This is a genomic window from Pirellulales bacterium (assembly GCA_035533075.1).
Classification (GTDB): Bacteria; Planctomycetota; Planctomycetia; order Pirellulales; family JAICIG01; genus DASSFG01.
Genome location: DATLUO010000205.1, coordinates 16,026 through 28,548 on the forward strand (window position 1 = coordinate 16,026; position 12,523 = coordinate 28,548).

13 protein-coding genes and 1 tRNA gene are annotated in these 12,523 nt (G+C 63.4%); 9 read left to right on the forward strand and 5 right to left on the reverse strand.

The window, feature by feature from the left end; all coding sequences use genetic code 11:
* Positions 1–31: 31 nt before the first annotated feature.
* The 6 genes from VNH11_26545 (at position 32) to VNH11_26570 (ending at position 4,359) form a co-directional block, all read left to right on the forward strand.
* Positions 32–826, forward strand: a complete 795-nt coding sequence (locus VNH11_26545; protein ID HVA49954.1) for a hypothetical protein — start codon at positions 32–34, stop codon at positions 824–826.
* Positions 823–1,290, forward strand: a complete 468-nt coding sequence (locus VNH11_26550; protein HVA49955.1) for a hypothetical protein — start codon at positions 823–825, stop codon at positions 1,288–1,290. The genes VNH11_26545 and VNH11_26550 overlap by 4 nt, the downstream gene beginning before the upstream one ends.
* A 124-nt stretch (positions 1,291–1,414) precedes the next feature.
* On the forward strand, positions 1,415–1,954 hold the full coding sequence (locus tag VNH11_26555; protein HVA49956.1) for a sigma-70 family RNA polymerase sigma factor: 540 nt from the start codon (positions 1,415–1,417) through the stop codon (positions 1,952–1,954).
* Positions 1,955–1,966: 12 nt separating this feature from the next.
* Complete coding sequence (locus tag VNH11_26560) at positions 1,967–2,530, forward strand: hypothetical protein (GenBank protein HVA49957.1); 564 nt, start codon at positions 1,967–1,969, stop codon at positions 2,528–2,530.
* 192 nt (positions 2,531–2,722) lie between these two features.
* The gene (locus VNH11_26565) at positions 2,723–3,925 is read left to right on the forward strand and encodes a hypothetical protein (GenBank protein ID HVA49958.1); all 1,203 of its coding nucleotides are present in this window, start codon (positions 2,723–2,725) and stop codon (positions 3,923–3,925) included.
* 59 nt (positions 3,926–3,984) lie between these two features.
* The gene (locus VNH11_26570) at positions 3,985–4,359 is read left to right on the forward strand and encodes a hypothetical protein (protein HVA49959.1); all 375 of its coding nucleotides are present in this window, start codon (positions 3,985–3,987) and stop codon (positions 4,357–4,359) included.
* A 590-nt stretch (positions 4,360–4,949) separates the two neighbouring features.
* Here the strand turns inward: VNH11_26570 and VNH11_26575 are convergent.
* Positions 4,950–5,023 (reverse strand) — tRNA-Lys (locus VNH11_26575).
* A 126-nt stretch (positions 5,024–5,149) separates the two neighbouring features.
* Between VNH11_26575 and hypA the strand changes: the two genes are divergently transcribed.
* Both hypA and hypB read left to right on the forward strand, forming a co-directional pair.
* Entirely contained in the window at positions 5,150–5,596 is a 447-nt protein-coding gene (gene hypA / locus VNH11_26580) for a hydrogenase maturation nickel metallochaperone HypA (protein ID HVA49960.1), read from the forward strand.
* A complete protein-coding gene (gene hypB / locus VNH11_26585) occupies positions 5,577–6,299 on the forward strand; it encodes a hydrogenase nickel incorporation protein HypB (protein HVA49961.1) in 723 nt (240 codons plus the stop codon). Before hypA ends, hypB begins: the two co-directional genes overlap by 20 nt.
* Positions 6,300–6,468: 169 nt before the next feature.
* Here the strand turns inward: hypB and VNH11_26590 are convergent, their stop codons facing one another.
* Positions 6,469–7,242, reverse strand: coding sequence for an ROK family protein (locus VNH11_26590; GenBank protein ID HVA49962.1), 774 nt, complete (start codon positions 7,240–7,242; stop codon positions 6,469–6,471).
* Positions 7,243–7,462: 220 nt separating this feature from the next.
* Here VNH11_26590 and VNH11_26595 point away from each other — a divergent pair, with 220 nt between their 5' ends.
* Entirely contained in the window at positions 7,463–7,903 is a 441-nt protein-coding gene (locus tag VNH11_26595; GenBank protein HVA49963.1) for an ester cyclase, read from the forward strand.
* Positions 7,904–8,047: 144 nt separating this feature from the next.
* Here the strand turns inward: VNH11_26595 and VNH11_26600 are convergent, their stop codons facing one another.
* The 3 genes from VNH11_26600 to VNH11_26610 all read right to left on the reverse strand — a co-directional run.
* The gene (locus tag VNH11_26600; protein HVA49964.1) at positions 8,048–9,715 is read right to left on the reverse strand and encodes a hypothetical protein; all 1,668 of its coding nucleotides are present in this window, start codon (positions 9,713–9,715) and stop codon (positions 8,048–8,050) included.
* Positions 9,716–9,719: 4 nt separating this feature from the next.
* On the reverse strand, positions 9,720–11,063 hold the full coding sequence (locus VNH11_26605; protein ID HVA49965.1) for a glycosyltransferase family 87 protein: 1,344 nt from the start codon (positions 11,061–11,063) through the stop codon (positions 9,720–9,722).
* A 109-nt stretch (positions 11,064–11,172) separates the two neighbouring features.
* The coding region (locus VNH11_26610) for a hypothetical protein (GenBank protein HVA49966.1) at positions 11,173–12,523 on the reverse strand (1,351 nt) is incomplete at its 5' end.

A 12,523-nucleotide genomic window follows, 5' to 3' on the forward strand; every position in this document is an offset into this window, starting at 1 on the left:
TTCCTTCGCGATAACGAGTCGATAGAATTAGATGGCCCCTGATGCGGGCCGGTTTGGTGACGCGCTGGAACACATAAAAATGACGCTTCTCGTTGGAAATGGAGTGCTGCCGCGGTCTGAGGAATTCATTCGAGAAGTGCGGCGGGCGGCGCGCATTGAGCGACGACCGACCACGATCACCGACTCCGAATTGGTCAAAGCGAACGGCGCTTCAAGAGCACTCGAGCGGGCCGCGCTTTGGCTCTCCCCAAAGATCGTCGAACGGTACGCGCCAGACGACTTCGCCGCGTGGTCCGGCGACGATCAGCACTCTCTGCGCCAGGCCGTCGACGATTTTCGCGCGGTGGCGGCGGCGGTCCCAAGCAATAAGCCGGCCACCCGAGAGCAGTTTTCAAGGGGCCTTGATGCACTCGATCAGCTTCAGCGAGCGGTGCAGTGCATCGTGCTTTCCGACTGGTTGGAGTCCGTCGAACGCTTAACGGTCCAGGCCGAACAATGGGCCAGGGAATTTGGATGGCAGTCACGGCGCGAACGCAAGCAGCTTGAAGAAACCGTGCTCGGTAACTATTCCTTGCCACAGTTGCAGTTTTACGCCGAGCAGCATTTGTACGTTTTGGATCCGGTTGCTCGTTTTGTTCCTGGCGCGAGCGGCGCATTCGATCTCTCGATCCAGCCCTCCTACTATCTAACAAGCCTCTATCGAGACTTCGACAAGGTCTGGCATATCCACCTCGATCTGAAACACGGTGCGAACGGCGGCCGCGTGGAGCCCTGGAGTAAAGGTGCTTTCAAACAGAGCGTGGAGGATCTCAGGGCCTTACTATGATCAAGCGGCAGTGGCGGCTCGAACGCATCGTTCGGATTGCCCAAGAATACTTGGCCGCCGACACAGCCGCGGAACTGCTCGCCGCCGAGTTAAAGGCCGATCCAAATTATGGCGAGGCGCGCGGTTGGTCGGCCCGAGCGGGTGGAGACGTCGTCGAAAACCTTCCCGCAACGTACGTCGTTCGCATCTATGCCGAGTTCGAAGCCGGCTTGCGAGACTATTGGCAAACCCATCTGGGGCAGGCCAACCACCCGCCGATGATTCAGTTGGTGCGGCACCTGATCCCCAATCAGCGATTTTCGCAAGATTGCATCGACAATGCCGATGAAGTGCGCATCTTTCGGAACTTTTTGGTCCATGATTTCCTCGATGAACCTCCTGCGGATATGGTCGCGTTCACCGTTTTCGAGGCGAAAAAGCACTTGTGCGATTACTTCGCGCGGCTGGACGCGACCTGGCAGTGAGTGTTGAGATCCGCCGCGTTCGCATGGCTGCCACCGAAGGATTTTTGCCGCTGGCGACAATAGACTAGCATGGGCAGACTGTTGGCGAAAGCGGCCTTCTGTTCCAGAGGGAGCCGGGTGAAAATTGGATCCGCATGCACAAGCGCTGCGCGAAGCGGTGTTGGCCGGCAGCGAAACGGCCTGGCGAGCGCTCTACGAGGAGCATTTTGACGCGATCTACGGCTTTGTCTGGCATCGCGCGCAACGGCACCCGCACCGCACCGAAGAGATCGTGCAGGAAACGTGGCTGGTTGCCGTGCGGCGCATCGCTGACTTCGATCCGGCGCAAGGCACGTTCGAGGCCTGGCTGAAGGGGATTGCGGCCAACGTGCTGAAAAACCATCGTCGCCGCTGGCAACGCGACAGCCGGATCCAATCGCTCGACGCCGAACCCGCCGCGCCGCAAAGCGACGGCCGTTGCGAAGCGGGCGAATTGATGGCGCTGGCGCTCACCGCGCTGCCGGCGCGTTATCAGGCGGTGTTGCGGGCGAAGTATGAAGAGCGACTTTCGGTCAACGAGATCGGCGAGCGGCTGGGCAGCACGGCCAAGTCGGTGGAGTCGATGTTGTCGCGTGCCCGTGAGGCGCTCCGCCGGGCATATCAAGAATTGCAGTCCGAAGAATGAGGAGGTGGAAAGATGAGTGATGTGCCCGAAGTAGACCTTCCGCTGGACGCCGTCGATTGGTCGAGCTGGCCGAAGCCGCCCGACGCGCTGCGTGCTCGTCTGCTGGCCGAGACCACGAAACTGGTCCGCCGTCGCGCGCGGCGACGGCGATTACCGTTGGCGGCCGGTTGGGGGCTGGCTTATGCGGCGGGCATCGGCACCGCGTGGCTCGGCTGGCCGCGCGAGAAACCGCCTGTCGCGCCGAACGAGCCACCGGCGGCGGCCACGACCCAGGTCGCCGTGAGCGAAGCGCCCCGCGAATCGACCACAGAAGACTTGTCGATGTTGTCGCCGGAAGAGTTGCGTGGCCGCGTGGCCGGCGCCCCGCGTCGCGAGCAGATCCGTCTGCTGCGCTTGGCGGGCGATCGCTACCTGTTTGGCGCGGCCGACGTAGAATCGGCGCTCGACTGTTACCGCCAGGTCATCGAGTTGACTCCGCAGGGCGACCTGGCAAAGCGTGAATCGGACGATAGTTGGCTGCTGGCGGAGCTTAAATCGTCGGCGGCCGGCAGCGAGGGCCGGCTCGCCGCGGAATGATGGGCAGATGTAGGGTGGGACCAGCGAGCTTGCGAGCGCCGGCCCACCATCGTTAGGCATCAGGCGTCAGGCATCCGGTTGCTTGTCCTGACGCCTGACGCCTGAAACCTGACGCCTGAAATCGGTGGGCCGGCGCTCGCAAGCTCGCTGGTCCCACCCTACGGCAACATCCCTTGAACAGGAGTATCAAACATGCGCTTCTACCATCTCACGTTGGTCGGCTTCCTTTTTGTCATTTCCAATGCAGCACTGGCCCAGGACGAAGATTTGATCGACGATCTCCCCAAGGCGCGGAAGGAAGCCGCCAAGGAGGCCGCTGGGCGAGCGAAGAAGCCGCGGACGGGCGCGGAGCAAACGCTGCCGCCGGACTTGCGTCTCAACACCGACCTGATCGACGATCTTTCGCCCGAACAGAAGCGGGCCGCCGCGGAGCGCAATGCCGCGCAAAGGATGGAGAGCGCCATTCCCGGCAAGCTGGATGAAGCGCTGGCGTGCGCGTTACACAACAGCCCGCCCATCCTGGTGGCCGACGCCAAGCTGCGGCAAGCTCAGGCCGAATTGAACGAAGTTCGCCTGAGCATCGCGCGCGACGTAACCCTGGTGTTTCAGCGATACACGAACAACAAAGCCTTGAGGGCCAAGACGGTCGCGACCGAGCATGCTGAACTCGAAAAGCTTCGTCAGGCGATCCTGGAAGACGAAGCTCACCTGATGTATTTGCTGGGAGTGGGGACTGAGTTTTGGAAGCAGGCGGAGCGAGCGGAGTTGCCCGCCAAGGTTCAGCAACGGGCGGCAGGAGGTGGCATGGATGCGATGATGGGGGGTATGGATGCCGGCATGGGAATGGGGCCTGGCATGATGGGAATGGGGCCTGGCATGGGTATGGCGATGCAGGGGCACGGCATGGGCATGGGCGCCAGAATGGGGTCCGCGCCGGCATCTGCCAAAGCCGGGCCAGCCGTCTCGGAGAAGGTCCAGAAGTTTCTGCAGTCGCGCGTCGATCTCGACTTCGTGAAACAACCGATAGGCGAAGTGCTTGGCTATCTCGCGGAAGTTGGCGGGGGTGGCGTCGAGTTTGTCATCCTACATCGTGATGAGTGGGCGGAAGGCAAGGAGGAGAGCTACCCGTCCTTGGTGACGCTTTCCCTGAAGCAGATCACCATGGAGGCGGCTCTACAGGCCCTGGCCGACATGTACGACTGCACTTTCGTATTTCGGGACTACGGCATTCTGGTAATATCGCCGGTTATGGTGGAAGAGACGGTTGCCTCGTTTCGCGCGGCCGGAACACCGATGATCGCGCCACCGCCGCACGTGCATCTCGACGGCACCGGTGCAAGCGGCCTCGGAACGCCCCCGCCCGTCTATTCGCCGCCACCAGCATCTCAGCAATAGCAGGGTCAAGGTAGCAGAGGCCGAAGCCACTCGGGAACGGGCTCTGCGAGCGACTGCAATTGCCCGTGATCGAAAGCCGCTACCTGGCGATACGGAACGGCAAGATCGCTGTTGTCATAGATCAACACGTGCGGCAAACGCCGAATCGCTGCGCGAAGATTCTCCAGCGTGCGCGGAAATCTCGATCGCAGCTTGTCTGCTGGAACATCGTGACCGCCTTCGAAAACTCGCATGGCCACACGTTCCGCCGACAGCTCGGCGCCAGTGAGCCCGATGTAGCACAAGACCACCGTGTAACCTCGTCGCGCTGCATCGTCCAGAAAGCCGACTTTGTCGCCGACCGGATCCGAAAACACGGTTTCGAAGATGAAGCTTTCACCCCGATCAACGTACGCCCTTCTGAGGTCGTCGGCCGATCGGGCCGCACTGTATGAATCCGTGGACGATGCGGCCGCCAAAACGTCGGCGTTCACGAACGGCAATCGAGCGCGGGAAAGTTGCGTGCGGAAAAACGTCGTCTTTCCCGCCCCGTTCGGTCCGGCGACCGCCACGATGAGCGGCCGTCGATCGAATTGGGCGAAGTCGATCATCCGGCCGGCCGAAACTGACCGTCGATAATGCGGCCCAGAGTGCGTGTTCCATCCGCGTCGACCCGCACGAGCATGCCCGCTTCACCTGGAGCGGCCTCAAAATGCGGACCGGGCCGCGACTGTATATAGTCCGCAACGCGCTGTCGCCCTTCCGGCGAATCGACGGAGGCAAGTAACTGAGAAACAGGCACCGCAGCGTCACCGCTTGGGAAGGCAACGGCCCGCGGGCCTTCGAACAGAGGTTCAACGGCGCGCCCAAGTACAGCCCAATACTCGATCTGCCCGGCGACCGAGCGCTCCGCAACTTCCCCCCTCCGCTGTGCGTTTTGCACAAGCTCGTCCGATAACTCTACCAGTTGGCTCATATTGTTATCGTAATATCCTGCTAGCGCAAAGCAAGATCGAAGCAGATGTGCGAATCCGGGCTTCCAAAGTGCCCCCTCCGCGACTCGAACGCGGAACCCTCTGATTAAGAGTCAGATGCTCTGACCAATTGAGCTAAGGAGGCATCGGCGCACGGCGGCCGGAGCGCAGCCAGCAGCCTGCCATCAACTATCGTAGCGGGTTCGTCCGAGCACTCAAGGGCAAAAAACCTCGCCCCGTGCCGGGCACACTTTTTTGACAGGATATTCGATTGCGGTACAATCCGGCTAGCCCGACGACCGTGATGGGCGAACACGAGGCGGGCAAGAATCGTCGCGTCGAGGCCGCGGCTATGCACGAGCTTTCGATTGCCCAATGCCTGGTCGATGCGGCCTGCGAAGCGGCGGAGCGTGAAGACGCCCGACGAGTGACGCGGCTGGTCGCCCGCATCGGCGTGTTGTCGGGTGTCGTGAAAGAAGCGTTGCGGTTCAGTTTCGATCTGGCCGCCGAAGGCACCGCCTGCGAAGGCGCGGCGCTCGAGATCGAAGATGTGCCGGTCAGCGTCCTGTGTCCCCGGTGCGATGCGCCTCGTGAGTTGCCCGATTGCTGGCACTTTGTCTGTCCGGCCTGTGGCACTCCGACGCCCGACGTCGTGACGGGCCGTGAATTGGAACTGGTATCCGTAGAAATCGAAACCCATGCAGCCACGCATTCTTGAGCTTCGCACGAAGATCCTGAAGAAGAACGACGAGCTGGCCCGCGCACTGCGCGCTGACTTCGGCCGCTTGGGCGTGCTCGTGGTGAACGTGGTGTCCGGACCAGGCGCCGGCAAGACTGAGTTGCTCACGCAGACCTTGAGCCGCCTCAACAAGGATTATCGCACGGCTGCCGTCGTGGGCGATCTGGCCACGGAGAACGACGCCCGGCGGCTGGCGACGAGCGGCTCGCCGGTGAAGCAAATTCTGACCGGCACGATGTGCCATCTCGAAGCCGACATGGTGCGCGACGCACTTGCCGATTGGTCACTTGGCGAGATCGACTTCCTGTTCATTGAAAACGTCGGCAATTTGGTTTGCCCATCGAGTTGGGACCTGGGCGAAGACGTGCGCGTGCTGGTCTCGTCGGTGACCGAGGGCGAAGACAAGCCGCTGAAATATCCGACCTTGATCAACTCGTGCGACGCGGTGGTGATCAGCAAAACCGATCTGGTTGCCGCACTGGATTTCGATTTGGGGCTGCTGCGAAACAACATCGAGCGCGTGCGGCCCCGTGTGCCGGTGCTCGAAACGTCTGCCAAGAGCGGCGCCGGGCTCGACGCCTGGGTCGATCTGTTGCGGACGCGTCTCGGCGACAAGCGTTCGTCTCACGACGGGAAGGCCGGTCGCGCCAGTCCGCTGGCGGTCGAACCCGTAAGCGTTTGATCGCCAGGTTCGCCTTTCCCGCCCACGAATCCTGTTAACCCGGATTATTCATGGCCCCACACTAACCCGAAGCGCAAGCGAGGCCGCGCAACGAACTTACCTCGCTTGCGCTTCGGGTTGGTGTGCGCGCAGGCTGCGCTGGAATTCGTGGGGCCACGAATAATCCGCGTTAATCGTCGAGGATCAGATGGTGGCGGTCGTGGCGCCAGAGCCAAACGCCGCCGCGCATGCCGTTGTCGTTGGAGACGATTTCAACGTCGTGAGGCAGCTCGATGTCGATCCGCTTGGCGTTCCCACCGCCGATGTAAAGCGTATCAAAGTTCGTCAGGGCGCGGATGGTGTCGATCGCTTTGCGCAGCCGCTTGTTCCACTTCCGCCGGCCGGCCTTTTCCAATGCCGCGTTGCCGAGCTGTTCCTCATAGGTGTCGCCCTTGCGGAAAGGATGGTGGGCCAATTCGATGTGCGTGGCGATGAAGCCGTCGTCGAACAGCGCGGTGCCGAAGCCCGTGCCGAGCGTGATGACCATCTCAATGCCCTGCCCGCGGATTGCTCCCAGCCCCTGCAAATCGGCGTCGTTCTTCACCTTCACCGGTTTGTTCAGGTGCCGGGACAGCGCCTCGGCAAGGTCGAACCCGGCCCAGTCGTCCTGACCCAAATTGGCCGCCGTAACGGTCCGCCCTTTGCGCACCACGCCGGGAAAACCCACTGAGACGCGCTCGTACGACGGCAGCGGCGATACGAGCTTGACCACCGCTTCGATTACCACTGCGGGCGGGGAAGGGTGCGGGGTGGGCACGCGGACCCGCGGAACCACCAGGTTGCCGTCGGCATCGAGCACCGAAGCCTTGAGGCCCGTGCCGCCGATGTCGATGGCCAGGGTCATCGGACCGGCCGCAGGGGCTGGTCCGGCAATCGGGGTTGTGCTTTCCGTGAGTGAAGTCATCGTGTTTTACCATACCTTCCGGCGGCTTCGCCGACAACCACTGGGCGCTGGCGGAATAATCGGAACCGTCGCCCTTGCGCGTCACTCGCCGATTTGCACGTCTGGCCGCGGCGTGCTATATGCACTTACGCGGCGGGAAGAAACGGCCGCGCTTATTGCGTATTCGGCCGAGGCGTTGCTGGGAAGGCAGCGAGAAGACCGGGCAAAAGGAGCGTAAGTGGTGTCCGCGGAAACAAGCAAGCATGTCGTGCGCCGCCTCTTGGACGAAGTCGTCAATGGGGGGCGTACGGACATCCTGGAGGAATTAGTCAGCCCGGACTACTACGATCACCATCCTTTGCCGGGGACCTCCCCTGACCTCGATGGTTTGAAACAACGCTTCGCAATCCGAAACCAGGCGTTCCCCGACTTCCAAGCGACCATCGTGCAGTTGGTTGCCGAAGGCGACAAGGTGGCCGTGATCATGTCGGGCAAGGGCACGCACCTGGGCGACTTTATGGGCGCCGAGCCGACGGGCAGAGAGTTCACCATCCCGGAAGCCCACGTTTTCCGGCTCGCCAACGGCCGGCTCATCGAGCACTGGGGCCTGACCGATCTGTTCAGCCTGCGGGAGCAGCTCGGCTTGGTAGCTTTCCCAGACTACGCTCCGGCGACCGCCTGACCCGGATTATTCGTGGCCCCACGAATTCCAGGGCAGACTGCGCGCACACCAACCCGAAGCGCAAGCGAGGTAAGTTCGTTGCCCGGCCTCGCTTGCGCTTCGGGTTAGTGTCGGGCCATGAATAATCCGCGCTAAGCGTGGCCTTCATCGCTGTGAGCGCGATCGCGCTGGCCGCTTCGCGAGCCCGCCGTGTTCGACGAGCAGCACGGTCGTGCGTTCGAATTCGCGCCGCTCCTGGGTGTGCCATTCGGGTCCTGTGAAGGGCCGGATACAGGGTTGGCGATCGGCCGGTGTGGCACCCGTCACGACGACCCACATCCGCCCAGCCTGCGGAGACGTCGTTAGATTCTCAATCGGTATGAAATCCGCGCCCAGGCCGCGGAAGTAATAAAGATACTCCCAGTGATTGGCTGTCACGATTTCGCCAGTCCGGCGATGCCGCTCGACGAAGCCGGACGCCGCGGCGCAGTCAGCCCGGCTCCACGGCCATGCGGCACAATAGCCTGCCCGAAGTGCCGGCAGCAGCAACAGGCCGATGAGCGGCGCCGCGGCCCATCGGTGACGGCTCCGTAGACGCTCGAAACACCACGGGACGGCCGCGGCCACGAGCAAGGTCACGGCGGGTGCGGCATAGGCCATGACGCGCATGCCCCCGTAAGGATAGGCCTTGATCGACGAGGCCGCGAGCGCCAAGACAACCGGAGTCATCAGCGCGAGACACCATTCGCGCTGCCCGCGCCACCAACAGAGAACCAGCCCCGCGGCGGCCAAAGGCGTAAGCCACTGACCCACCGGCTTGATGCAGTAGCCGACCAGGTCGCAGGTCGATCGCACGGTCCAGCCCGGCACGCTCATCGGGCGGCTCCAGTCAGGGAACTGACTCATGGCGTCCCAGCAATGGACGATCGTTTCGTCGCGCTGGGCGTGGACGGGACCGGCCAGCAACGCGGCGAAAGCAACGAGAACCGTCAAGCAGAGCAAGGCGTAGGCAATGCCGTCGGCGGCCCGCCGCGACTGCCACGTTTTGCCCAAGAGCGCGACGAGCAGACCGCCATAGAGGAACGCGGCCGGATAAGCGAGCCACAAGAGCGGCGGCGCCAAGACTGCCAAGAGCACGGCGCGCCGGGCCGTCGGCCAAGTGCTCGTGCCAAGCCAGACCGCCAACAGCACGACCGAGACGAACACCTCGATCGCATACTGTTTGGCTTCGCAAGAGTGCCACAACAGCCGGTCGGACGTGGCGAACAGAAATACGGCCCACGGCACCGCGGCCGGCTCCAACGTCCGCCGGGCAACGAAGGCAAAGAGGACCAGCGCGCCGCAGCTCGCGGCCAGGGGCAACAGCCGCAAGGCATAGAGCGATTCGCCGAAAGCGAGCGTGACCGCTTTCTCCAGCCACAAGAACAAGGGCGGCGCCGCCTCGGAAAACTGCAATGGGCCCAGCAACTCCCAGAAGCTCTTGTCGAGCACGTTCAACACCAGGGCCGCCTCGTCGTGCCAGAGCGAAGGATTGCGCAGATAATGATAAAGCCGCAGGCAAAGTCCCAGCGCCAGCAGAACGTACGTCCAAGACACGCGCGCGCCGCAGTTGCCGGTGGCTGAGGCAGAGCTGGCCGGATGCGACGAGCCATCGCCAAAAAACGCCGCCGGCCAGCGATGCCCCGGTGCTGCGGGAACCGGGGCATCGCCGCGGCGGGGCGTATTGGCAGAATTCACGCTGTACCGCGGCTCTGCCCCAGCCACCACGAATTGCTCGACGGATCGCCGCACGCGGTACAGAGCCGGCCGCAATTTCGTGGTGACGAAGTTCATGAGCTTAGGCCGCCCGCCGCAGAGGTGAGGCCGCGACATCGCTGGTCCGGCGACCGGTTGCAGTCGATCGGCCGCCGAGCGTCAGCAACAAGACGCTCAGAATGGCCCACGTGGTGAGGTGGTAACTGGCCAAGAGCAGCGTGGCATCTCGCCCAATGACGCCGCGGTTCAACACAATCACGATCGCGATGAACGCGGCCACGACGGCGTACATCCAAGGTGCGACACGGCCACCGGCCGCCGCCGTGCGCGTCAACAGATAAAACGCGGGCAGCAAGGCCACACAGTGCTGATACCAGGTGATGGGCGACAGGAGCAAGGCCAGTACGCCCACGGCGGCACATTCCCAGAGAAGGGCCGTGTCGCCGCGATCGGTGACGGGCTTGCGGACCATCCAAGCGACGCACGCCAGCAAGGCCAACAGCACGCCTTTGGTGACTCGCCCGGCCAAGGCCGGCGCGAGATCGAGAAACTCCACGTATCCGGGCTGGTCGAGGCGGCTGGGGTGGCCGGGCGGCAAGTGCATCAGCCATCGGGCAATCGCCGGCCGCAGGGAAAGGTTTTGCAAAGTTTCGGGGCCGAGCACGCCGACGGTCGGGTCGACCTGTCCGGCGCCGAGACTGAGGTGCCTCAGCCACAGCCGCACGTGCCGCTCGTAATCGGCCGTGCCTTGCCAGAGGGCCGGGGCCAAAGAAACGATGGCCGCCGCCGCCGTGCCGGTGAGGGCCAGCTTCCACTGCCGCCTCCAGGCAAAATAGGCGATGAAGATGGCGGGCGTGCATTTCAGGGCGGCGCCAAAGCCGAGGCACGTTCCGGCGGCCAGGTCGCGGTGCCGGGTCCAGAGATAGATTGCCGACCACGTCAGTGCCAGCAGCATCAGATTGGGACCGCATTCCGGCAGCTCCCGCACGAGAAACCGCGATGCGATGGCCAGTGCGGCGGCCGTCGCCCAGAATCGCCGCGTGCTCGACAGACCAAGCTGTTGGCGCGTCAGGCGGTCGAGAGTCCAGAGGAGCACGACCAAGGCGGCGGCGCTGAGCGGATAACAAAGCATCTTGGCTGCGGGCAAGGAGAGCGCGGCGATGGGCGACCAGCCCATCGCCCAGAACGGCGGGTAGGGAATGTGCAGCCCCTCTGCGTAGAGCAGCTTGTGTTGCACAAAGCGGCAGGCGAACTGCCAATGCAGATAAAAGTCGCCGTCTTCGACGTTGACTGCGGACCGCACCCACTGCACGGCAAACACCGCGATGGCAACCACCACGACGATCCAGCGGAGTTGCCGTTCGTGGTCCTTCGCCCAGCCGAGCGGGAGGCGTAAGCCTACCGGTAGGTCCGTTTTTTTCGACATCGCGTGCTTCATCGTTCGATCAATCCAATTTGCCGCCGGCAGGCTTACTCGCCCGGATTATTCAGGGCCCCACACTAACCCGAAGCGCAAGCGAGGCCGCGCAACGAACTTACCTCGCTTGCGCTTCGGGTTGGTGTGCGCGCAGTCTGCGCTGGAATTCGTGGGGCCATGAATAATCCGGGCTCGCCGCGACTCGCTCGGCGAGGTCGTAAATCAAGAACGTTGCGGTGCGTGCCACCGGCGTTCGCGATCTCAAGAAGTCGACCGCGGCCCGATGCGCCGGCAACCCCAACGGCGTGCCGTAGATCAGCGTGGTGCCGACGGCCAGGTAGCGGCTTTGCACGAACGTCGGCACGTCCGACGGTTTGCCGATCGGCAACAGGTGCAAGGGCAGATGACGCAACGGAGCGGCGTTGACGGCCGGGTCGCTGCCAAAATACCAAACGTCGAGTTGCGGCCAGCCGCGGCCTCGGGTCCAGGCCGCCAGCTCTTTGACGCCTTGTCCCCAGTCGTAGTTGGAATCGCTCAGGCAGAGATAACCGTTGTCGCTTCCGCCCCACAGTTCGTTGGTGTAACAAAGCCCTTCGGGCCATGCTCGCCAGGCCGCGGCGCTCGTCCAAAGCACCGCAGCCAGCGAACCGGCAATCCAGAGTCGCCGCGGCCACGGTCGGCTCTGCGTGATGATTCCGACGCACCCGCCGGCGACCGCGACCACCAGAAACACCACCAGCGGCAGCACCAGCCGAATGCCGATTTGCACTCGGCAGTTGAGGCTGAACAAAAACAGCGCTCCCGTCACGGCCAGCGCCCAATTCAACGCGGCGCGGCGTCGCGCGGCCAGCACGGCCAGCGGTGCCGCCAGCAACGGCAGCGAAAGCTTGACCGCCAGTGCCACCGGAAAGTAATACCACACGGGCTGCGGGTAGGCGCGGCCCAGCAGATACGATCCGTGATGGCCCCGCATGTTGTGCTTCACCTGTCGCACCAGCCCCTCACCCGCATTGCTGAACAGGCACAGGTGCTCGGAGAGCCAAACCAGCGCGTCGTGCGCCCGGCCTTCGGGCAGCCCATGCGCCCAGGCCACGAAGCTCGGTTCCGGACGCCAGTCGCAGCCGCAATAGATCAACGTCACCGCAAAGCCGATCGCAGCGATCTGCGACAAGTCCCTGATCGATGCTCGCAGGAGCCATGCGCGGATGATTCCTGGGCCCACGAACCCGCGCAAAGACTGCCGCAACACAAACCCGAAGCGCAAGCGAGGCAAGTCGGCCGTTCCTCCTCGCTTGCGCTTCGGGTTAGTGTGGGCCGACGGATAATCCGGCCAGGGCCGGGTGTTCCACATCCGGTGGGCTTCGACGGCGATCAGGCAGAGCGGGCCAAAGACCATGCCCGACGCCTTGGCCAGCAGCGCCGCGCCGAACCACAAGCCCGGCAGGCCGACGCGCGGCCACCACGATCGT

Bases quoted from the DNA above. Each gene is read 5' to 3' on its own strand.
- VNH11_26590 (HVA49962.1), bottom strand. From the start codon at position 7,242: ATGACTTCACTCACGGAAAGCACAACCCCGATTGCCGGACCAGCCCCT.
- VNH11_26545 (HVA49954.1), top strand. From the start codon at position 32: ATGGCCCCTGATGCGGGCCGGTTTGGTGACGCGCTGGAACACATAAAA.
- VNH11_26605 (HVA49965.1), bottom strand. From the start codon at position 11,063: ATGTCGAAAAAAACGGACCTACCGGTAGGCTTACGCCTCCCGCTCGGC.
- VNH11_26560 (HVA49957.1), top strand. From the start codon at position 1,967: ATGAGTGATGTGCCCGAAGTAGACCTTCCGCTGGACGCCGTCGATTGG.
- VNH11_26565 (HVA49958.1), top strand. From the start codon at position 2,723: ATGCGCTTCTACCATCTCACGTTGGTCGGCTTCCTTTTTGTCATTTCC.
- hypB (HVA49961.1), top strand. From the start codon at position 5,577: ATGCAGCCACGCATTCTTGAGCTTCGCACGAAGATCCTGAAGAAGAAC.
- VNH11_26600 (HVA49964.1), bottom strand. From the start codon at position 9,715: ATGAACTTCGTCACCACGAAATTGCGGCCGGCTCTGTACCGCGTGCGG.
- VNH11_26550 (HVA49955.1), top strand. From the start codon at position 823: ATGATCAAGCGGCAGTGGCGGCTCGAACGCATCGTTCGGATTGCCCAA.